Annotated in this window: 16 protein-coding genes and 2 tRNA genes; 4 read left to right on the top strand and 14 right to left on the bottom strand. The window is 63.3% G+C overall.

Annotated elements, in window-relative coordinates; genetic code table 11:
- Positions 1 to 368: 368 nt before the first annotated feature.
- The 7 genes from GL286_RS02285 to GL286_RS02255 all read right to left on the bottom strand — a co-directional run bounded on the left by GL286_RS02285 (position 369) and on the right by GL286_RS02255 (position 8,697).
- Positions 369 to 1,334 carry a Bug family tripartite tricarboxylate transporter substrate binding protein gene (locus GL286_RS02285; protein ID WP_155093920.1) on the bottom strand — a complete coding sequence of 322 codons (966 nt, stop codon included), beginning with the start codon at positions 1,332 to 1,334 and terminating at the stop codon, positions 369 to 371.
- Between the two features lie 20 nt (positions 1,335 to 1,354).
- Complete coding sequence (locus GL286_RS02280) at positions 1,355 to 2,863, bottom strand: tripartite tricarboxylate transporter permease (protein ID WP_155093919.1); 1,509 nt, start codon at positions 2,861 to 2,863, stop codon at positions 1,355 to 1,357.
- 10 nt (positions 2,864 to 2,873) lie between these two features.
- Positions 2,874 to 3,335, bottom strand: coding sequence for a tripartite tricarboxylate transporter TctB family protein (locus GL286_RS02275; RefSeq protein ID WP_155093918.1), 462 nt, complete (start codon positions 3,333 to 3,335; stop codon positions 2,874 to 2,876).
- Positions 3,336 to 3,392: 57 nt separating this feature from the next.
- A complete protein-coding gene (locus tag GL286_RS02270; protein WP_155093917.1) occupies positions 3,393 to 4,367 on the bottom strand; it encodes a tripartite tricarboxylate transporter substrate-binding protein in 975 nt (324 codons plus the stop codon).
- Between the two features lie 186 nt (positions 4,368 to 4,553).
- Entirely contained in the window at positions 4,554 to 5,894 is a 1,341-nt protein-coding gene (locus tag GL286_RS02265) for a sigma-54-dependent transcriptional regulator (protein ID WP_155093916.1), read from the bottom strand.
- Positions 5,891 to 7,723: a sensor histidine kinase gene (locus tag GL286_RS02260; protein WP_155093915.1), complete on the bottom strand. Its 1,833-nt coding sequence runs from the start codon at positions 7,721 to 7,723 to the stop codon at positions 5,891 to 5,893. Before GL286_RS02260 ends, GL286_RS02265 begins: the two co-directional genes overlap by 4 nt.
- Before the next feature lie 86 nt (positions 7,724 to 7,809).
- Complete coding sequence (locus tag GL286_RS02255; RefSeq protein ID WP_155093914.1) at positions 7,810 to 8,697, bottom strand: cation diffusion facilitator family transporter; 888 nt, start codon at positions 8,695 to 8,697, stop codon at positions 7,810 to 7,812.
- 136 nt (positions 8,698 to 8,833) lie between these two features.
- Between GL286_RS02255 and GL286_RS02250 the strand changes: the two genes are divergently transcribed.
- Positions 8,834 to 9,172, top strand: a complete 339-nt coding sequence (locus GL286_RS02250) for a YciI family protein (RefSeq protein WP_155093913.1) — start codon at positions 8,834 to 8,836, stop codon at positions 9,170 to 9,172.
- A gap of 59 nt (positions 9,173 to 9,231) precedes the next feature.
- Here GL286_RS02250 and gltB read toward each other — a convergent pair whose 3' ends face one another.
- From gltB to GL286_RS02220, 6 genes are all read right to left on the bottom strand, one after another.
- Positions 9,232 to 13,764, bottom strand: coding sequence for a glutamate synthase large subunit (gltB, locus tag GL286_RS02245; RefSeq protein WP_155093912.1), 4,533 nt, complete (start codon positions 13,762 to 13,764; stop codon positions 9,232 to 9,234).
- Entirely contained in the window at positions 13,764 to 14,468 is a 705-nt protein-coding gene (locus GL286_RS02240; protein WP_155093911.1) for a hypothetical protein, read from the bottom strand. The genes gltB and GL286_RS02240 overlap by 1 nt, the downstream gene beginning before the upstream one ends.
- Before the next feature lie 109 nt (positions 14,469 to 14,577).
- Entirely contained in the window at positions 14,578 to 16,071 is a 1,494-nt protein-coding gene (locus GL286_RS02235) for an NAD(P)-dependent oxidoreductase (protein WP_155093910.1), read from the bottom strand.
- 150 nt (positions 16,072 to 16,221) lie between these two features.
- Positions 16,222 to 17,025: an undecaprenyl-diphosphate phosphatase gene (locus tag GL286_RS02230; protein ID WP_155093909.1), complete on the bottom strand. Its 804-nt coding sequence runs from the start codon at positions 17,023 to 17,025 to the stop codon at positions 16,222 to 16,224.
- Entirely contained in the window at positions 17,025 to 18,017 is a 993-nt protein-coding gene (locus tag GL286_RS02225; protein WP_155093908.1) for a complex I NDUFA9 subunit family protein, read from the bottom strand. Before GL286_RS02225 ends, GL286_RS02230 begins: the two co-directional genes overlap by 1 nt.
- A 50-nt stretch (positions 18,018 to 18,067) precedes the next feature.
- Positions 18,068 to 19,666: a GMC oxidoreductase gene (locus GL286_RS02220; RefSeq protein ID WP_170295009.1), complete on the bottom strand. Its 1,599-nt coding sequence runs from the start codon at positions 19,664 to 19,666 to the stop codon at positions 18,068 to 18,070.
- A 203-nt stretch (positions 19,667 to 19,869) separates the two neighbouring features.
- Between GL286_RS02220 and GL286_RS02215 the strand changes: the two genes are divergently transcribed.
- The 3 genes from GL286_RS02215 (at position 19,870) to GL286_RS02205 (ending at position 20,795) form a co-directional block, all read left to right on the top strand.
- Positions 19,870 to 19,954, top strand: a tRNA-Leu gene (locus tag GL286_RS02215).
- A 181-nt stretch (positions 19,955 to 20,135) separates the two neighbouring features.
- Positions 20,136 to 20,220, top strand: a tRNA-Leu gene (locus GL286_RS02210).
- 134 nt (positions 20,221 to 20,354) lie between these two features.
- Positions 20,355 to 20,795: an NUDIX domain-containing protein gene (locus GL286_RS02205; protein ID WP_155094501.1), complete on the top strand. Its 441-nt coding sequence runs from the start codon at positions 20,355 to 20,357 to the stop codon at positions 20,793 to 20,795.
- Positions 20,796 to 20,806: 11 nt separating this feature from the next.
- Here GL286_RS02205 and ilvA read toward each other — a convergent pair whose 3' ends face one another.
- Entirely contained in the window at positions 20,807 to 22,048 is a 1,242-nt protein-coding gene (gene ilvA / locus GL286_RS02200) for a threonine ammonia-lyase IlvA (RefSeq protein WP_155094500.1), read from the bottom strand.
- Positions 22,049 to 22,112: the final 64 nt, after the last annotated feature.

The raw sequence follows: 22,112 nt of genomic DNA, 5'->3' as shown, positions 1-22,112 counted from the left end.
TGTCCCTAGGCTTTGGCATTTGGCTGTGGCGTTGCCCTTCGGAAGGGCTTGGCTTCGTTTCGGCTTTGGTTGCCATTTCAATCGGGAGGTGATCCCGAACGCACCATCGAGCCAGAAACTGCGCATGCCAATTCCCATCCTGAAAGCCGAGTTATCTGCGCAGAGGTTACCAGCTTAATTTCAAAAGTCGGGCATTATGTTTGGTATTTGTCTGCACCGCCGTTGCGCCACTGCACCAGCCACAGTTGAGCCGGTTTAGGGCGTTATGGCCGCGCCCCCTCGGATCATCCGAAACGAAAAACGCGGACCCGACATAGGCCCGCGTTACGAAATCTGTTTGAATGACATGACGGTTGGCGCAGCCGACCCTAATCCAGACTTACATTGGCGGCTTTCACCACCGGCTCCCATTTCGCCATCTCAGTCGCGACATGCTTGCCCAGATCGTCGGGCGATGAGGCGACGATGGTGGCCGAGAATTCGCCCATGCGTTTCGCGACCTCGGGATCGGCCATGGCTTCCAGCGCGGCCTTGTTCAGCGCGGCAATCGCCTCGGGCGGGGTGCCTGCGGGGGCGAAAAGCGCGTTCCAGCTATAGGTTTCATAGCCGGGCAGGGTCTCGGCAATGGCCGGGACATCGGGGAAGGATGGGGCGCGTTCCTTGGTCGTGACTCCCAGCGCCTTCAGCTTGCCACTGGTGATATGGCCAGATGCCGAAGGCAGGTTGTCGAAGATGATCGGCACCTGATTTCCCAGCACATCCGTCAGCGCCGGACCCGAACCCTTATAGGGGATATGCGCGATCTCGGTCCCCGCCATCGAGTTGAACAGCGCGCCCGACAGATGCAGCGGCGTGCCATTGCCCGAGGAGGCAAAGGACAGATCCTCTTTCTTCGCCAGATCGATCAGCTCCTGCACCGAGTTCACCGGCAGTTCAGGGTTCACCGCCAGGACGTTCGGGACCAGAACCAGCAGTGAGACCGGCGCGAAATCCGCGACCGGATCATAGGGCTTCTGCTTCAGGATCAGCGGGTTCAGCGCATGGGTCGCGACCGTGCCCATCAGGATCGTGTAGCCATCGGCATCGGCCTTTGCCACCTGCTGCGCGCCAAGGCTGCCGCCCGCGCCGCCCACGTTTTGCACGACGATCTGCTGGCCGAGCGCCTTGCCCATCCGCTCGGCGACGATCCGGCCCACCACATCGGTCGAGCCTCCGGCGGCGAAGGGGATCACCAGCGTGATCTGGCGCTCGGGGAAGGCGGCGCTTGCCGCCCCCGCCAGTCCCATCGCCATGGCCGCGCCCAGCATCAGGCGGCGGGTCAGTTTCATTGTCATGTTCTTCCTCCCTTTAGTGATCATGCGTCGCTTTCGGTGAAGACCTCGTCCCGGCGCTTGCGGATCTGCGGCAAGAAGACCAGCACCAGCACGGCGGCGGTCAGCAAAAGCAGCGTCGCGCTGATCGGGCGGGTGATGAAGGTGGTGGGATCGCCGCGCGACAGGATCATGGCGCGGCGCAGGTTTTCCTCGAGCAGCGGGCCAAGGACAAAGCCCAGCAGCAGGGGCGCAGGCTCGCAGCGCAGCTTGGACATCAGGTATCCGAGCAGTCCGAAGAAGGCGACGGCGTATAGGTCAAAGGTGTTCGAGGCGACCGAATAGACCCCGATCGAACACATCGCCATGATGATCGGGAACAGGATGTAATAGGGCACAGTCAGCAGCTTCACCCATAGCCCGATCAACGGCAGGTTCAGCACCACCAGCATCAGGTTGCCGATCCACATGCTGGCGATGATGCCCCAGAACAGCGCGGGCTGCTCGGTCACGACATTCGGGCCCGGCACGATGCCTTGGATGATCATCGCGCCAATCATCAGCGCCATGACCGGGTTTGCGGGGATGCCCAGTGTCAGCAGCGGGATAAAGCTGGTCTGCGCGCCCGCGTTGTTCGCGCTTTCGGGGCCAGCGACGCCCGCCAGCGCGCCCTTGCCGAATTCCTCGGGGTGTTTCGAGATCTTCTTTTCCACCGTGTAGCTGGCGAAGCTGGCAAGGATCGCCCCGCCGCCGGGCAGGATGCCTAGGACCGAGCCGACCGCTGTGCCGCGCAGGACCGGGCCGACCATCTGGCGCAATTCCTCGCGGGTGGGGAACAGGCGGTTGATGTTCTTGGTCATCACCTCGCGATCATGCTCGTCCTCAAGGTTGCGCAGGATCTCGGCGATGCCGAAGACGCCGACGGCGAGGGCCACGAAATTCAGCCCATCCGCATATTGCGTGATGCCCAGCGTGAAGCGCGGCGCGCCGGTATAGATATCGGTGCCGACGAGGCCCAGCAGCAGGCCCAGCACCACCATGGCCAGCGCCTTCAGGACGGAGCCATGCGCCAGCGCCACCGACATGACCAGCCCCATGACCATCAGACTGAAATATTCCGCCGCGCCGAATTTCAGCGCGATCGTGGTCAAGGGCGGCGCGAAGATCGCCACCAGAAAGGTCGCCACGGTCCCGGCAAAGAACGACCCTATCGCGGCGGTTGCCAGTGCGGTCCCGGCGCGACCCTTCCGCGCCATCTGGTAGCCGTCGATGGCGGTCACGGCCGAGGAACTTTCGCCCGGCATGTTGATCAGGATCGCCGTGGTCGAGCCGCCATATTGCGCGCCGTAATAGATGCCAGCGAGCATGATCAGCGACGAGACCGGCTCAAGCTGGAAGGTGATCGGTAGCAGCATGGCGATGGTCGCCGTGGCCCCGATGCCGGGCAAGACGCCGATCAGCGTGCCAAGGATCACCCCGATCAGGCAGAAGGCCATATTGGCCAGCGACGAGGCGACCGAGAAGCCAAGCGCGAGGTTGTTTAGCAGATCCATCCCCGCCCCCTCAGAATTGCAGCCAAGGGCCGAAGCGGCGGAAGGGCAGGCCCAGCCCGTAGCTGAAGATCAGCGTCGAGGCGATGGTGACGATCACCGCCAGCACCAGCCCGTGCAACGGCTTCAGCCGGGTCGAGGCCTGCGCCGCGATCAGCGCCGCCAGAAATAGCGCCGGCACGAAGCCCAAGCCGCGCACCGTCAGGCCGAAAAAGACTGGAGCAGGCAGGATGAAGGCCATGCCGCGCCAAGCGACCTTGCCGAAAGGCTCGTCCTCGCGCCCGAAAGCTTTCAGAAAGACCAGCAGCCCCAGCAGGAACAGCAGGCCCGACAGGACCATCGGGAAATAACCCGGCCCCATCCGCAACGAGGTGCCGATCTCCAGCCCCATCGTCTGCCAGCCAAAAAAAACCGCCGCCGCCATCAGCAGCAGTCCGGTCGCGATATCGGTTCTGTCCTTGGGTTTTGCGGACATGTTCTTCCCCCTGTCGGAATCGATCCCGCCACGGCAGGCGCGGCGGGACCGGAAGGATCAGTCGGCGTAGGTGCCAGCGGCGTCGATCACCGGTTTCCAGCGGGTGATCTCGGCTTCCAGCTTGGCCTTCAGCGCGGCGGGGGTGGCATCCTCGGCGGGCGAGGGGGCGGTGCCCAGATCGGCCATGGCCTTGATCACGCCGCCATCGGCGAGCGCTGCCTGCAGGGCCTTGGACAGGCGCTCATTCACCTCGGCGGGCGTGCCCTTGGGCGTGTAGATGCCGTGCCAGATCGCGAATTCCAGACTGTCGAGGCCCGATTCCTTGGCCGTCGGTAGGTCGGGGAACAGCGGCAGACGCTCGGGCGTGGTCACGGCATAGGCCTTGATCGTGCCGCCCTGGATTTGCTGCGTGGTGTTGGTGGTCTGGTCGCACATGATGTCGGTCTGCCCGCCCAGAAGGTCGGTCATCGCGGGGCCGGTGCCCTTATAGGGAACCGTGACCAGCGGCGTTTCCAGCGCCTGCATCAGCAGCATCCCGCACAGATGCGAGGCCGCGCCGATTCCGGCATTGGCCAGAGTCAGCTTGTCGCCATTCGCTTTGACGTAATCCTTGAAGGCATTGAAATCCGCCGGTTCGAAATCCTTGCGAGCGACGACGACCATCGGCACCTCGGTGACAAGCCCGACATATTCAAAGGCGTTCAGGGTGTCATAGGCAAGGTTGCGGTAAAGTGTGGCCGAGGTTGCCATGCCGATATGGTGCAACAGCACGGTGTAGCCATCAGCCTCGGCCTTGGCGACCTGACCCGCGCCCAGGGTGCCGCCAGCGCCGCCGACGTTTTCAACGACAATCTGCTGGCCCAGATCGCTGGACATCTTCTCGGCGACCAGACGCGCCACGGTATCGGTCGGCCCCCCGGCCGAGAACGGCACGACCATGGTGATCTGGCGTTCCGGATAGCCCGCGGCAAAGGCCGGAGCGGTCAGCATCGTGGCGGCGACAAGCGCACCGAGAAGCTTCTTGAAAGCCATCTTCCCCTCCCAAGGAATGAAATCGGCGGTCACTCCCGATGCCGCCGCTGGCTGACAGACTGCGCGAAGCATGGCCATCGCGCAAAAGGAATTATCCGGTGGCGCGGTGGTGTCGGGCGGCAATAGGGCAGGAATTGGGTAGAAAAGGTAACAAGCCGCTATCCGAGATGGGTGGAAATCCACCCATCAAACATCTTCTCCGGGGGTCTCGACGATCAGATGACGGTCCAAGGCGTAGCGTTGCATTTTTTCGTAAAGCGTCTTTCGGGAAATCCCCAAGGTCTCATAGACCGGACGCAGCCGCCCGCCATGCGCGGCGATAGTCCCGGCGATCAGGCTGCGCTCGAAATCCGCGACACGCTCGGCCAGACGCGCGCCCGAGGGGGGCAGGGATTCGGCCCCGTCCAAACCCAGCACAAGACGCTCGGCCAGATTGCGCAACTCACGCACGTTGCCGGGCCAGTCCCGCGCGGCAAGGCTAGAGAGCAGGCTCGCCGGAGCCTCTCGCTCGGGTACGTTATGGCGCGCAGCGGATTCCCGAAGCAACTGTAGGAACAGCAGCGGAATATCCTCGCGCCGCGCGGCCAGCGGCGGCACATGCAGCACGGCGACGTTCAGCCGCCAGAACAGATCCTCGCGGAATGCGCCTTGGGCGACCAGCGTCGCCAGATCGACCTTGCTGGTGGCAATGAACCGTACATCAAGCGGCACCGGATCGTTCGAGCCCAGCCGCGTGATCACTCGTTCCTGCAAGACGCGTAGAAGTTTCGCCTGCAATTCCAGCGGCATCGAGCCGATCTCATCCAGCAGCACCGTGCCGCCTCGGGCATGTTCGAACTTGCCATAACGGGGCCGCAGCGCGCCGGGAAAGGCCCCCGCCTCGTGTCCGAACAGTTCCGATTCGATCAGCGCCTCGGGCAAGGCGGCGCAATTGATCGCGATAAAGGGTCGACCCGCGCGCGAGGAGATGTCATGCAAAGTGCGGGCAGCGACCTCTTTGCCAGCCCCGGTCGGGCCAATGATCAGCGCATCTGCATCCGAGGCCCCGATCGCCCGCAAGCGGTAGCGCAGATCGACCATGACCTGCGTACGGCCCGGCAAGCGCGCCTCGACATCGTCGCGCTTGCCCGCGACGGCGCGAAGGCGACGATTCTCCAAAATCAGCCCACGATGTTCCAAGGCGCGGCGGATCACGGTTGCCAGTTCCTGCACGACAAAAGGCTTCTCGATGAAATCATAGGCCCCGCCGCGGATCGCCTCGACCGCCAAGGGAACCTCGGCATGGCCGGTGACAAGAATGACCGGGATTTCGGGGTCGATTTCATGCAGCCGCCCCAACAGGGTCATGCCGTCCATCCCCGGCATGCGGATGTCGCTGACGACAACGCCAGCAAAGCCCGGCCCCGCCAAAGCCAGTGCCTCGTCGCCCGAACTCAGCGCATCGACGGCAAACCCCGCCAGATCCAGCGCCTGCGCGGTTGAGGAGCGCATCTGCTCGTCATCGTCGATCAACAGAACACGACTCATGCGGCAACCTCGGCGGGTTTGGCGATGGGCAGGCGGATACAGAACTCGGCCCCTGTCGCGGCATTGCGGCAGGTGATTTCGCCGCCGAAATCGCGGATGATATTGGCGGTGATGGACAGGCCCAGGCCCAGCCCCGCGCCCACGCCCTTGGTGGTGAAGAACGGATCGAAAATCCGAGGTAGAATCGCCTCGGGGATGCCCGCGCCACGGTCACGGACACGGATCGCGACCTGATCCCCCTCGGCCCGCGCGGTCAGGGTGATCCGGCGATCCGGCGCATTCTCGACCGCGTCGGCGGCGTTGGAGATCAGGTTGACCAGCACCTGCTGCAGCCGTGTAGGACCCGCGCGCAGGGCAGGTAGATCACGCGGCAGATCGCAATCCAGCACCGCGCCGGAACTGGCCAGCCGCGCCTCGACGATGGTGCGGGTTTCGTCCAGCAGCGGGGCAAGGGTCACCGCGCCCAGAACATCGTCGGGCTTCCGTGCCGCCTGCCGCAGATGTTTTCCTATGGCGGCCATGCGATCGACCAGCAACAGGATCTGGCCGATATTCTCGCGCGCCCGAGCCAAGTCCCCGCGCTCGATCAGGATGGCGGCGCTGTCGGCATAGTTCCGTGCCGCCGCCAAGGGCTGGTTGATCTCGTGCGACAGCGACGCCGACATCTGCCCCAAGGCCGCCAGCTTGCCAACCTGCACCAAACTTGCCTGCGTTGCCCGCAACTCGGCCTCGGTCGCGCGGCGTTCCGCGATTTCCTGCTCAAGCTGGCCGTTCACCTGCGCCAAGGCGGCGGTACGTTCGTCGACGCGACGCTCAAGCTCGGCATGGGCGAAACGCTCGATCGCCAGACGTTGAGCAGTCTGCACGCGGCGCTGCCGCCACATCAGCGCGCCGAAACCCGCCGCCGTTAACAGCAAGATCAGACCAAGCACCGCCAACCGCGCCTCGGATCGCAACTCGGCACTGTTGAGCAGCACATGCACCGTCCAGCCCGCATCCGGCATCAGTTCCGAGGCGATGATGTACTCCTGCGGCCCCGTGCGATCGGTCAAACGCAGCATCGGCACGTCAAACTGGGTGTCGGCTTGATTCGGAAACTCTGCCAACGGCGTCTCGGCATAGCGCCGCACGGCGATGCTGCGCGCCATGCGTTCTGGCGTCAGGGGGTGCAGGCTATGATACAGCCAGCTTGGTTCCGAGGACAAGAAGGCCGTGCCGTCGGGATCGGTGACCAGCACGCGATATTCGCCGCCGCGCCATGATGCCTCGATCCGTTCGACCCCGATCTTGACCGCGACAACCGCCGTTATCCGTCCCAGATCGTCCCGAACCGGCGCCGAGAAATAATAGCCTCGCACCCCCGACGTCGTGCCGACGCCATAGAACCTTGCCGTCCGCCCCGCCATCGCGTCGATGAAATAGGGGCGGTAGCTGAAATTCTGGCCGATGAAGCTGTTCGGCCCTTCGTGGGTCGAATGGGCGATCGTTTCGCCATCGGGCAGGATCAGATAGATATCCGAGGCCTGCACGGCCAGATTCTGCTCGGCCAGCCACAGATTGGTACGGGCGCGCAGATCTGGATTTTCCGGATCGGCGGCAAGTTGATGGATCAGGTCCAGATCGCCGACCAGTTGCGGCACGACCTCGTAGCGGGCCAGATCGGCCTGCAAGGCGTTCACCGTCAGCCGCAGCGCGGTCGAGGCCCGCCCCAGCCCCGCTGTCAGATAATGCTGATTGGCCCATTGCGCGCAAAGCCAGACGGTCAGCGCCAGCCCCGCCGACCCCAGAACGGCGCGCCAAACCGTGCCCGATGATCCGCCTAAGCGCATCGCGCCACGCAAATCTGTGCCATGTAATTTCCTCCGGTCCCCGGACGGAAATGTGACAGCCGCAGGCGCGCCGCGCAATATTGCCGTCAGATCACCAGAACGCCGGAATGCTTGGCCTTGTGTTCGGGTTCCACGTGGATCGTGATCGTCGACTCGGGCAGTTCGCGGCGCAACGCCTGCTCGACGCGGTCGCAGATGTCATGCGCCTGCTCGACTGTGGTCTGGCCGTCCACCACCAGATGGAAGTCGATGAAGGTCTTGGGTCCGGCATGGCGGGTGCGCAGGTCATGCGCCTCGATCGCGCCGGTGGCATGATCCGAGATCGTGCCGCGGATCTTGTCCAGCGTGTCCTCGGCCACGGCCTCGTCCATCAGGCCCGATAGGGATCTGGTCATGACTTTCCAGCCCGACCACAGGATGTTTACCGCGACCAGCGCCGCCAGCGCGGGGTCCAGAACGGCCCAGCCCGAAATCACCGCAAGCGTGACTCCGATCACCACCCCGCCCGAGGACAGCACATCCGACAGCAGATGGTGCCCGTCGGCCAGCAGTGCCGGAGAACGCAGCTTCCGCCCGCGCGAGATCAGCACCCAGCACCACCACGCATTGATGACGCTGGCCCCGATATTGATCAGCAACCCTTCAAGCGGAGCATCCAGTACGCGCGGATTCATGAAGCCATGCACCGCCTCGCGCAGGATCAGCAGGGCGGCGACGATGATCATCGCGCCTTCCAGCACGGCGCTGAAAAACTCGGCCTTGTGGTGGCCATAGGGATGTTCACGGTCGGCGGGGCGCGCGGCCACGCGGATTGCGATCAGCGCCGCGACGGCGGTCGCGACGTTCACGATGCTTTCCATCGCATCCGACAACAGCGCGACCGATCCCGTCAGCCACCATGACAAGGTCTTGAGGCTCAGGACGAGGATGCCGACGAAAATGCTGCCGATCGCGATTCTTTCGGTCGCGGACATACGCGCTTCCCTGTTCGAATCCCTTGAAAGGGCGTTTTAGCGGGGTTCGTTGCCTTCGCCAACCGTCGGATTGCGGTCAGCCGGATTGGCAGGATGTGCAGTTGCCTCGACTCACCACGAGGCCCATCATGGCGCTATGGCCAAATATCTCATCTCGTTTCCCAGCGAAGCCTTTGTCGTTTCCGACGACGAACTTCCCATGATCGACACCGATTCCCATGCGGTGATCGAAGAGGCCAAGCGGGCCGGTGTCTATGTCTTTGGCGGCGGTATCGACGAATCGGTCGCACCGGTGCTGGTTTCCGCCGATGGGGCAGTATCGTCCCGGATATATCCCGGTAGCCGAATCAATGGCGGCTTCGCGGTGCTGGAACTGCCGACCCGCGAGGCAGCGGTGGAATGGGCCGCAAAGCTCGCTGCGGCCTGCCGCTGTTCGCAGGAACTGCGCGTGTTCGGATTTGATCCGGCAAGCTAGCCGGACCGTCGGCGAGGGGCGGAAATGAAAACGGGGGCCAATCGGCCCCCGTTTCAGGTTCACTCGGCCGGAACGGCGGCCAGATCGTCCACCTCGGCAATCGGATGCTTCAGATGCGGCAGCATCTCTTTCGGGCAGACCTGCAGGAAATAGGCCTTTTCCTCGGCCCAGTTCTGCAGGATGTCGCTTGCCCGACGCGAGTTGGTTTCCTTGTAGTGCCGCTCGATCAGACCTTTCAGCTCGGCTTCCCAATGGGCTTGGGTCACGGGGCATAGGATCAGCGTCTCGGCGTTGATGTAATCGCGCGCCAGACCCTCGCGGTCGTAAAGATAGGCCATGCCGCCGGTCATACCCGCGCCGAAGTTCGCGCCGATACGGCCAAGGATCACGGCGACGCCGCCGGTCATGTATTCGCAACCGTTCGAGCCGCAGCCCTCGATCACGACTTTCGCACCCGAGTTCCGCACCGCGAAACGCTCACCCGCGCGGCCTGCCGCGAACAGGTAACCATCGGTAGCCCCGTAAAGCACGGTGTTGCCGATGATGGTGTTGTCAGCGGCGACCAGCGGGCTGGCCATCGGCGGACGCACGGTGATCGTGCCGCCCGACAGACCCTTGCCGACATAGTCGTTCGCATCGCCCGAAACCTCGATCTTCAGACCCGGAGCCGCGAAGGCCCCCAGCGACTGACCCGCCGAACCCGTCAGGCGAACCGTCAGGTGGTCAGGTTGCAGGTTGTTCCGCATCCCGAAGGTCTGGACGATCATCGACGAGGTCCGCGTGCCGACGGTCCGCAGGGTGTTCCGCACCGCGTAGGACAGCTGCATCTTCTCGCCATCCGAGAAGAAGCGGCTGGCATCGCGGATGATCTCGGCGTCCAGCGTGTCCGGCACCGCGTTGCGCGGCTTCGAGCGGTCGTAGACGATCTTTTCCGAGCCATCGACGGTGATCAGCAGCGGGTTCAGGTCGAGGTCATCCAGCGACTTGTCACCACGGCTGACCTGCGTCAGCAGATCGGCGCGACCGATCACCTCGTCCAGCGAACGGGCGCCGATGCTGGCAAGGATCTCGCGGACTTCGGTGGCGTAGAAGGTGATCAGGTTGACCACCTTGTCCGCAGAGCCGTTGAACATGGCGCGCAGCTTTTCGTCCTGCGTGCAGACGCCCACCGGGCAGGTGTTCGACTGGCACTGACGGACCATGATGCAGCCCATCGCGATCAGGGCGGCGGTGCCGATGCCGTATTCCTCGGCACCCATCATCGCGGCCATGACGATGTCGCGGCCCGTCCGTAGACCACCATCGGTGCGCAGGGTGACGCGGTCGCGCAGACGGTTCATCGCCAGAACCTGATGCGCCTCGGTCAGACCCATCTCCCACGGAAGACCGGCATATTTGATCGAGGTCGCGGGCGATGCGCCCGTGCCACCGTTATGGCCCGAGATCAGGATGATGTCGGCCTTAGCCTTGGCCACACCCGCCGCGATCGTGCCGACGCCTGACGACGCCACCAGCTTCACCGTGATCTTGGCGCGCGGGTTGATCTGCTTCAGGTCATAGATGAGCTGCGCCAGATCCTCGATCGAGTAGATGTCGTGATGCGGCGGCGGAGAGATCAGCGTGACGCCCTTGGTCGAGTGACGCAGGCGGGCGATCAGGTCGGTGACCTTCATGCCGGGAAGCTGGCCGCCCTCGCCGGGTTTCGCGCCTTGGGCAACCTTGATTTCCAGCTCTTCGCAGGCGTTCAGGTATTCGGCGGTGACGCCGAAACGACCCGAGGCCACCTGCTTGATCTTGGCGCAGGGGTTGTCGCCATTCGGCAGCGGGTGGCTATGCGCCGGGTCTTCACCGCCTTCGCCCGAGTCCGACTTCGCGCCGATCCGGTTCATGGCGATGTTCAGGGTCATGTGGGCTTCCGGCCCAAGCGCCCCCAGCGACATGCCCGGCGTCACGAAGCGCTTGCGGATCGAGGTGATCGATTCGACCTCTTCCAGCGGCACCGGCTTGCCCAGCGATTTGATGTCCAGCAGGTCGCGCAGATGGATCGGCGGGTTCGCCCGCATCGTCGCGGTGAACTGCTTCCAGACGTCGTAGGACGCTTTCTCGCAGGCAAGCTGCAGCAGGCGCATGGTGTTGGCTTCCCATGCGTGCTTCTCGCCCGAGCGGCGCGCCTTGTAGAAGCCGCCGACCGGCAGCAGGTCGGTCGCCTGGCTTTGGAAGCCCTTGGCGTGCACGTCCTCCAGTTTGGCTTGCAGACCATGCAGACCGATGCCCGAGATGCGCGACTGCATGCCGGGGAAATACTCGGCGACCATGGCGCGGGACAGACCCACGGCCTCGAAGTTCAGACCGCCGCGATAGGACGACAGGACCGAGATGCCCATCTTCGCCATGATCTTCAGCAGACCGCCGTCGATCGCCTCGCGATAGTTGCGCATGTTCTCGATCAGCGAGCCGGTCAGCAGGCCGCGCTCGATCCGCTCGGCGATGGTGTCCTGCGCCAGATACGGGTTCACCGTGGTCGCGCCGCAGCCGATCAGCACCGCGAAGTAATGCGGGTCGATGCATTCCGCCGAACGCACGTTGAGCGAGCAGAAGGTCCGCAACCCCTTGCGGGTCAGCCAGCTATGCACCGCGCTGGTCGCAAGGATCATCGGCAGACCGATGCGGTCCTCGCCCAGACGCTCGTCGGTCAGCAGCAGGTGGCCCGCGCCCGAACGGACGGCGTCCTCGGCTTCGGCGCGGATACGGGCCAAAGCTTCCGACATGGCTTCGGGGCCGGCTCCGTCGGCGAAGGTGCAGTCGATCAGCGTCACGGTATCGCCGAACAGCTTGGTCATCTCGGCGAATTCGCCATTCGCGACAAAGGGCGATTCCAGCACCAGAATCTCGGTCTGGGCCGAGGATTCATCCAGCACGTTCTTGAGGTTGCCGAACCGCGTCTTCAGCGACATCACGCGGGTTTCGCGCAAGCTGTCGATCGGCGGGTTGGTGACCTGGCTGAAGTTCTGGCGGAAGAAATGCGACATCGGGCGATATTGCCCCGACAGGACCGCAGGCGGCGTGTCGTCACCCATCGAGGCAAGGGCTTCTTTCCCGTCCTCGGCCATGGGGGTCAGCATGGTCTCGATCTCTTCGATCGTGTAGCCGGCCGCGATCTGGCGGCGGCGCAGTTCGTCGCCCGCGAAGACGACCTGCTCGGGCAGATCCTTCATCACTTCGGAAAGCTCGACGACCTTTTCAAGCCACTCGCCAAAGGGCTGGCTGTTGGCAAGGCGGTTCTTGATCTCGCGGTCGTGGTAAAGCTTGCCGTCCTTCATATCGACGGCGATCAACTGCCCCGGCCCGAGCGCGCCTTTTTCGCGCACATTGCTTTCGTTGACCGGAACCATGCCCGCTTCCGAGCCCGCGATCAGCAGGTTGTCACCGGTCACGACATAGCGCAGCGGACGCAGACCGTTGCGGTCCAGACCGCCGCAAACCCAGCGGCCATCGGTCATCGCGAGTGCTGCGGGACCGTCCCACGGCTCCATCACGGCGTTGCAATAGGCGTACATGTCGGCCCATGCTTTCGGCATGTCGGTCGTGGCTTTCGACCACGCTTCCGGCACCAGCATTGTCTTGGTCATCGGAGCAGAACGGCCCGAACGCACCATGACCTCGAACACCGCATCCAGTGCCGCCGAGTCAGACGAACCGGCGGGGATGATCGGCTTGATATCCTCGGCCATCTCGCCAAAGGTGCGGCTGGCCATGCGGATCTCGTGGCTGCGCATCCAGTTCGAGTTGCCGCGAAGCGTGTTGATCTCGCCGTTATGGGCCAGCATGCGGAAGGGCTGGGCCAGCCACCATTGCGGGAAGGTGTTGGTCGAATAGCGCTGGTGATAGATCGCGAAGGCCGATTCAAAGCGCTCGTCCTTGAGGTCGGGATAGAATTCCGCGACCTGCTCGGCCAGCATCATGCCTTTGTAGATGATCGAGCGGCAGGACAGGGTGCAAAGATACAGGCCCCCGATCTGCGCCGCGATGGCGGCTTTCTCGATCCGGCGGCGGATGATGTAAAGCTCACGCTCGAACTGCTCGTGGTCGATGTCCTTTTCGCAACGGATCAGGATCTGCTCGATCTCGGGGCGGGTCGCGTTGGCTTTCTCGCCCAAAACGCTCGTGTTCACCGGAACGTGGCGCCAGCCATAGATATAGTGGCCCATGCGCAGGACTTCGGATTCCACGATGGTCCGGCAGGCCTCTTGCGCGGCGAAATTGGTGCGCGGCAGGAAGCACTGGCCGACGGCGATCAGCTTGGATTGATCCGGCTCATGCCCGGTGCGGCGGACCTGATCGTAGAAGAAGGGGACGGGGATCTGCACATGGATGCCCGCGCCGTCGCCGGTCTTGCCATCGGCATCGACCGCACCGCGGTGCCAGATCGCCTTCAGCGCGTTGATACCGGCCTCGACAACCTTGCGGCTGGACTTGCCATCCAGATTGACCACCAGACCGACGCCGCAGGACGAATGCTCGTCCTCGGCACGGTAAAGCGAGTTTTCCGCCATCCAGTCGCGGCGGGCCTGTTCCTTTTGTTCCCAGTCCATCACGTCCGAGCCTCCTTCAAGATCATAAGCTGCCTCATCAGGTCGGGCTTGCCGCCACGGACCATCTGCAGGTCGCAATCATATTCCGGCTTGGTCGAGCCAAATCCGGGCTGGCCCGGAAAGGAAAAGCTCACCGGACTGTCATTCGAGTTCTCGGCGGCACCTGTCCAATCCGTGGACTTTTCGATGCCGCCGTAAAAGCGCCCTTGGGCGCGGCTGATGAATTGCTGACCTTCGCGGTTGATCAGCTCGTCACCGGATTCGCTCAGGGTCTTCAGCTGGAAATGCGTGATCTCCAGTTCGACCCCGTCAATGTCGATCTTCTCGCCGGTCAAGCGGTCACGACCGATATGGTGCAGCCGCTCGCCGCTGTTCGAGCGCGTCCAGAAGTCGAAATCATCCGCGCCGGTTTTCAGCAGGGTCGAGAACGACGCGTCGTCCCTTGCCCCGTCTTCCAGCGTGTCGACCAGACCGGTGGCCAGATCGGTGCTTTCCATCCAGCGCGTCTCGGCGTCGATGCGCGACTGGTAGGTCGGGCCATCGGGGGTGAAATAGGTCACCCATTGATCGCCCGGCGTATCCCCGCTGCAACGGTAATGCTGCGAGACCGAACAGCCGCGGTTCTGCACCGTGACTTCCAGCTGGCAACCCTGCGGCGGCGTGAAATTCGCCGCCAGCGCGGGTAGCGCAAAAAGGGTCAGCAAGACTGACAGTCCTGCCGGAGCTGCCGATCCGCGCGCAACATGCAACGCTCGCTGCCGGTGTACGCGCGGTGTACAGCCTGTGTACGGCTTGTGCACCATGGTCACAGTCCTATTCTGCGGCGACGCGGGCAGCGCCGGAGAGGAATCCGGCGATGCTTTCGGCGGCCTCGCGGCCGTCACGGATTGCCCAGACGACAAGGCTTGCGCCGCGCACGATGTCGCCCACGGCAAAGACGCCGGGCAGGCTGGTCTGGTGCGTCTGGAAATCGGCCTTGATCGTGCCCCAGCGGGTCACTTCCAACCCGTCCACGCCCCAAAGCTTCGGCAGTTCTTCCGGCTCGAAGCCAAGCGCCTTGATGACCAGATCGGCGGGCTCGTCGTAATCCGCACCCTCGATCAGTTCGGGCGACTGGCGACCCGTCACGTCCGGCGCGCCCAGACGCATCTTTTGCACGCGCACGGCGCTGATGGTCGGGACATCGCCCACCTCGTCAACGTCGCTTTCCTGCGCTTCCATCGCTTCGCCGGTGACATGGCCGCTGAATGCGCCGGGGGCGGAAAGCCAGACGAATTCGACGCCTTCTTCCTCGGCATTCTGCACTTCGCGCTGCGAACCGGGCATGTTGGCGCGGTCGCGACGATAGAGGCATTTCACCGATTGCGCGCCTTGGCGGATCGCGGTGCGGACGCAGTCCATGGCGGTATCTCCACCGCCGATGACCACGACGCGCTTGCCGTTCGCGTTCAGTTCGCCATCCTCGTAATCGGGGATCTCGTCGCCCAGATCGACGCGGTTCGAGGCCGTCAGATAGTCCAGCGCCGCCACGACGCCCTTGGCATCGGCATTGTCGATGTCCAGATCGCGGGTCTTGTAGACGCCGGTCGCAATCAACACCGCATCATGCTTGCCGCGGATCGCGTCGAAGCTGATATCCTCGCCGACATTGGCATTCAGGACGAATTCGACACCGGCATCGGCCAGCAGCTTGTTGCGGCGCTCGACGACCGGTTTCTCCAGCTTGAAGCCGGGAATGCCATAGATCATCAGCCCGCCCGCGCGGTCGTGGCGGTCGTAGACCGTGACCTGATAGCCCATGCGGCGCAGGCGGTCGGCAGCGGCAAGGCCACCGGGGCCGGCACCGATGATGCCGATGGATTCAGGACGCTCGACCGCGGGAACGATGGGCTGGACCCAGCCTTCTTCCCATGCGGTGTCGGTGATGTATTTCTCGATCGCGCCGATGGTCACGGTGCCGTGGCCCGATTGCTCGATGACGCAATTGCCTTCGCACAACCGGTCCTGCGGGCAGATGCGGCCGCAGATCTCGGGGAAGGTGTTGGTCTCCTGGCTGCGCAGATAGGCTTCCTGCGTGCGGCCTTCGGCGGTCAGGCGCAACCAGTCCGGAATATTGTTATGAAGCGGGCAATGCGACTGGCAATAAGGCACACCACATTGGCTGCACCGGCTGGCTTGTTCCGTGGCTTTGGCTGCGGCGAATTCGCGATAGATCTCGTGAAAGTCTTCCGAGCGGACAGCTGCGTCACGCTTCTCGGGCATCTCGCGCCCGATGGTGACGAACTTCAGCATTTTTTGCGTGGCCATAGCTGCGCATCCCCCGAATATCTGACTGCTGACAGCCTGATAAAACAGGGCGGAATTGATTAAAAGTCAGCAAGACTGACCTATTTAACGATTTTTCCCGCCCGAAGCCTTGGATGAGCGGCTAAATGGCAAAAAATAGGTCAGCATAGTTTACCAACCGGCCGCCAAGGCCGCCAGAACCGCTGCGCCGACGATGATTCGCCACCAAGCAAACACCGCGTAGCCATGCTGCGAGACGTAGTTGAGCAGCACTTTGACCACGACCAACGCAGACAAAAACGCACATATGAAACCGACCACGATGTTTGTGGCCGAGGCAGCATCAAGGATGTCCCGATTCTTGTAGAGATCATAGACAAAAGCGCCCAGCATGGTCGGCATGGACAGGAAGAAGCTGAACTCGGCGGCAGATCGCTTGTCAGCGCCCAGAAGCAGGGCACCCGTGATCGTCGCCCCCGAGCGCGAAACCCCGGGGATCATCGCAAGGCACTGGATCAGACCGATACAGATGGCGCGGCTGATCGGGATGTCCTCTGCGGCATGATAGCGCGGATTCTTCGCCATCCGGTCGACGAACAGCAGGACGACGCCCCCAAGGATCAGCATCGAGGCGATCAGCATCGGGGTTTCGAACAGGACTTCCTTGATCGTCTTATGCGCCATTGCGCCGATGACGGCTGCGGGCAGAAAGGCCAGCAGCACTGACGCAATGAACCGGCGCGCGCGCGGATCATGCGGGGCGCTGGTGAAGGTGTCCCAGATCCGTTTGGAATAGACGCCTAGAATGGCAAGGATTGCGCCGAGCTGGATCAGAACCTCGAAGGCTCTGCCCGGTGAGTCAAATCCCAGAAAGTGGCCGGCAAGCAGCACATGTCCGGTGGATGAGACGGGGATGAACTCGGTCAGGCCTTCCAGCAGACCGAGTAGGGCGGCGACAATCGTGTTATGTTCCATTAGCTCCGGCGCAGGTTCTTCGCAGTTGCAGTCATCGACTCGTATTGCCCCGAAGGACGGAAGCGCCACAGATATTCGCCGATAACAGCAGGAGCAGCCGTCGGCTGGATTCCCAGATCGGCAAAGGTTTTGGCATCCGCCGATACCTTGTTCGGATGTTTCAGGCTGCGCAACTGGTCGCGCGTCAGAATGCGGTTGGTCAGCAAGCCGCCCGTCAGGGTCTGCACGCCGTCCAGCACGGCCGCCATGATCCCGCTCAGGAACGACGGCATCCCGATCACAAGTTTGCGACGGTCAATGGCGGTCAGCACCTGACCGGCCAGTTCGCGCATGGTGATGACATCGGGACCGCCCAGTTCGTAAATGCCCGGTGCAGCCTCGCCCGTCGCGCCTTTGGCGGCGGCGGCGGCGACATCCATCACATAGACCGGTTGCAGTTCCGCATCCGCTCCGGGCAGGGCCATGACCGGCCCCAACCGCGAGGCCGACGCGATGCGGTTGTAGAAATGGTCGTCCGAGCCGAACATGACCGACGGGCGCAGGATCACCGCGTCAGGGCGCGCGGCCAGCACGGCGGCCTCGCCCCGACCTTTCGAGGCGGCGTAGTGGCTGTCGGAATCCTTGTCGGCCCCCAGCGCCGAGATATGCACGAAATGCGCCACGCCGCGTTCCGCCGACAGGCGGGCGACGCGGGCTGCGGCTTCCTCGTGGATGGCCTCGAAGGTGTTCCTGCCTTCTTTGACCAGAATGCCTACGCAGTTCACCACGGCATCGGCATCGGCCATGCAGGCTGCGACCGAACGGTCATCGCGCACGTTGCAGGGTACGGGTTCGATCTGGCCGGGGGCGCCATAGGTCCGCACGATGCCTGCCTCGTTCGGGCGGCGGACGGCGACGCGGACGCGCCAGCCTTGCGAGGCCAGAACCTTTGCGATCTGACGGCCCACGAATCCTGACCCACCATAGATCGTGACAAGCTTGGCTGCGGACATGGCTTTCGCTCCTTCGTGGCGACCTTGGATGGCGTGCTTTCACCCGCTCATTACCCAAGGCTTTCGGCTGCGGCAAGTCGCGGGCGCATCGACTCGGCGATGCGGTCCGCCACGCGCAGCGCATTTGCCGCGATGGTCAGGCTGGGATTCACCCCGTTCGAGGTCGGCATGAAGCTGGAATCGGTGACATACAGATTGTCCAGACCATGCACGCGGCAGTCCCGATCCAGAACGCTGGACGCCGGATCGTCGCCATAGCGCAGCGTGCCGCAGGGATGCGCGAAGTTCAGTTGCGGTGTCGCTGCCATGAACAGCGCCTTGTGCGGGCGGAATGCCGCGCGCATCTTTTCGCGAAAGATCGCCCGACGGCGGCGCAGTTCGTCCGAGATGTCGTAATGGAAGACGAACCGGTCCTCGTCCGTCGGATCGGGCACCAGCCGATTCGTGGCATAGGGCAGGTCTTCCAGCACGCCGACGAACAGTTTCGCATGGCCCAGCATGGTTGTCGCGATCCGCGCCGGAAGACGCAGGCCCACGCGCAGTGGACGCAGCTTTCGCAGCGCGGATGTGTCGAAACGGTTGTGCAGCACGTGAAGGATCTCGCCATATCCGGCGGTCAGACCCATGGACTGCACAGTGCCAAGACGCTCTCCATTCATGAAATACAGATCGCGCATGCTGATCGAGCGCGAGGCGACGGGCTCTCCGCGCCCCCGTCCGGCCCAGATCGCGATGATCTCGCTAAGATGGAACATCAGGTTGCGGCCCACCATGTCGTTGCGGTTGCCCAAGCCCTCGGGCCAATATTCGTTACGCGACCGCAACATCAGGGATGGCGATCCAAGACCGCCGCCCGCCAGCACATAGCGATGCGCCTTGAGCGTCACCGTCTCGCCATCACGGTTGCAGATCAATGATTGTACGCCGGTGGCGTCGGCTTCGATCCGCGAGACGTTGCACCGGTCGATCAGGGTCGCACGACCGCTTTCCATTGCCGGAAGCACTCCTGCCGAGCGGCCGTCCATCTTGCAGCGGCGATGGCAGCGGCGACCGAAGCAATTCTCGCATCCGGGCACGAAGCGTGCGGCCATATGGGTCTGATAGGGATGCATGCCCGAACGGACCAGATCGGCCATCAGATCGATGTCCGACTTCGGCAAGGCCCGTGGAGGCGCCGGCAGGTTCGCCGGAACCGGATCAAGCGGATCGGATTCGCCGCTGATCTCGTAATAGCGTTCCGCCATCTCGAACCAGGGGCGCATTTCCTCGAAGCCGACGGGCCAGCCGCCGGTCGGATGGGGCAGGTGCTCGGCATTGTCCAGATCGTGCCGCTCGGGCCGCTCGAGCGTCGCGGCATAGAAGGCCGAGGTGCCGCCGACATTCGAGCCGATCATGCCGTCGATCTCGCACCATTTGCCGTCAAGTCGTGCCGATATCTGCTTGGGCCATGCGCCCACGGCCATCCGGCTTTCGGGATCGGTCTGGTCGATTGCCAGTCCGGGAACTTTGGCGTCACCCAGATCGGGGCCTTTCTCGAGGAACAGGACTTTCAGGCCCAATTCGGTCAGTCTGCGTCCGACGCTGCCGCCGCCGATGCCGGTGCCGATGACGATCACGTCCCAGGTCATTGTCGCGATTTCAGCCAGCATCCCGTTCCTCGCGCGAATTTGTCCTTTATTTCTAGGCCTGTGGGCAAACGACCGACAAGCTGCCGGAAAGGTCAGGGCAGTTTACATGCGGTTTTTGGTGCGGATCGGGGCCCGTAAGAAAAATATGAAGGCTGGATGAAGAATCGACTTTCTCCCCATTGACGCCCCCTGCGACTGTCTTTAATCAGCCGCTCACACCACCTGCCCAGGTGGCGGAATTGGTAGACGCGCACGGTTCAGGTCCGTGTGCCGCAAGGCGTGGAGGTTCGAGTCCTCTCCTGGGCACCACTACAAACCCCCCCGGAAACTTCGTGTTTCCGGGGGGTTTTGCTTGTCCGCTCGCGGCTTTGCCCATTCCGCCGAGTGCTGCCGGTCGGACCGTTCGCGACGCCGCATCAAAATTTTCAAAATTGTGTCGGATCGAGTTGACGCCACCTTCGACTGCCTTTATCAGCCGCTCACACCACCTGCCCAGGTGGCGGAATTGGTAGACGCGCACGGTTCAGGTCCGTGTGCCGCAAGGCGTGGAGGTTCGAGTCCTCTCCTGGGCACCACTACAAAAACCCCCGGAAACTTCGTGTTTCCGGGGGTTTTTGCTATCCGCGATCTGCACTGGAATCGCGGCGGACCGAGGCTTGCGGATTGGTTCGTTGGCGGGCAAGTCTCGGGGCGAAATGGAGAGTCCTTGATGATACCTCGCTTCGGCCCGCCGCCCGGTCCACATGAATATCGGCGCAGACCGGGGGCCTATGCCGTCCTGATCCGCGATGGAAAGGCGCTGCTTACATTCCAGCACGAGCCCGAACCCGAGTTCCAACTTCCTGGCGGCGGGGTCGATCCGGGCGAATCCCCCATCGCTGCCCTGCATCGCGAGGTCTTCGAGGAAACCGGCTGGGCGATCAGCGCGCCAAAGCGTCTGGGCGTCTATCGCCGCTATTGCTACATGCCGGAATACGGCTTCTGGGCCGAGAAACTGTGCTCGGTCTGGCTGGCGCGTCCGATCACGCGTCTGGGTCCGCCAAGCGAGCCGGGGCACGAGGCGCATTGGGTGCCGCTAGACGCGATGCACCGGCTGCTTGTCGATCCGGGGTCGCGGCACTTCGCCAATCTGGCGCTGCAAAGGATCTGAGGCGGGACGCCTCAGATCAGGAATTCGGCCAGCACGGGGTCGCGGGTAATGTCGCGATACCCGATCCCTGCGGCTTCCAGCCGTTCGCGCAGCCGGTCAAGGTTTTCCGGTGCGCTGGTTTCGATGCCGATCAGGATCGAACCGAAATTGCGGGCCGATTTCTTGAGATATTCGAACCGCGCGACATCATCATCCGGTCCGAGCAATTCCAGAAAATCGCGCAAAGCGCCGGGGCGTTGCGGCATGCGCAGGATGAAGTAACGCTTCAGTCCCGAGAAACGCTGGGCGCGCTCCTTGACCTCTGGCAGGCGTTCGAAATCGAAATTCCCGCCCGAGCAGACGCAGACGACGCGTTTGCCTTCAAGGTCGGGAATATCGCGCAAGGCGTCGATCGCCAAGGCGCCCGCCGGTTCAAGCACGATGCCTTCGATGTTCAGCATTTCCAGCATGGTGGCGCAAATCCGGTCCTCGGGGGCCAGATGGACCTGATCCGCCGAGAACTGGCCAAGCTGGGCAAAGGGCAGGGTGCCGATCCGCGCCACCGCCGCGCCGTCCACGAAGGTATCGACGGCGGGTAACGTTGTCGGAACCTTGTTCAACAGCGCCTCGCGCAGGCTGGCACCGCCCTCGGGCTCGACAAATTCGGCGCGTGTCTTGGGCGAGAGCTCACCCATCAGACGCGTCACGCCTGCCGACAATCCACCGCCACCGACAGGCAGCACGATCAGATCGGGGGCTTCGTCAAGCTGGTCCATGATCTCTAGCCCGACGGTCGCTTGGCCCTCGATGATATTCGGATCGTCGAAGGGCGACAGGAATGTCGCGCCCTGCGCGCGCGAGAATTCCTGCGCGGCGGCCAGTGTCTGGTCGAAGTAATCGCCGGTCAGGACGATCTCGACCGCGCCGCCACCAAAGATGCGGGTCTTGTCGATCTTTTGCTTCGGCGTGGTGACCGGCATGAAGATCGTGCCTTTCGCGCCGAAATGGCGGCAGGCAAAGGCGACGCCCTGCGCATGGTTTCCGGCGCTGGCGCAGACGAAATGGCCCGCGCCGCCCTGCGCCATGATCTTGCGCATGGCGTTGAAGGCCCCGCGCAGCTTGTAGCTGCGCACCGGCGTCAGGTCTTCGCGTTTGAGCCAGATCTCGGCGCCATATTTGGCCGAAAGGTGGTCGTTCTTCTGCAGGGGTGTCGGCTCGAAGAGGTCGCGCAGCGCGATCTCTGCCTGGCGGACAGAGGCGGCAAATTTTTCCATGTCCTCGCGAATGGCGCGAATCGCGCGGATTGGCAAGGGCTGCGACATGCTCCCCTTGTGACAA

Origin of the sequence: Paracoccus aestuariivivens (genome assembly GCF_009711225.1) — a bacterium.
GTDB classification, from domain to species: Bacteria; Pseudomonadota; Alphaproteobacteria; order Rhodobacterales; family Rhodobacteraceae; genus Paracoccus; species Paracoccus aestuariivivens.
The sequence above is the reverse complement of the archived record's forward strand: the minus strand, read 5'-3'. Positions and strand labels throughout refer to the sequence as shown.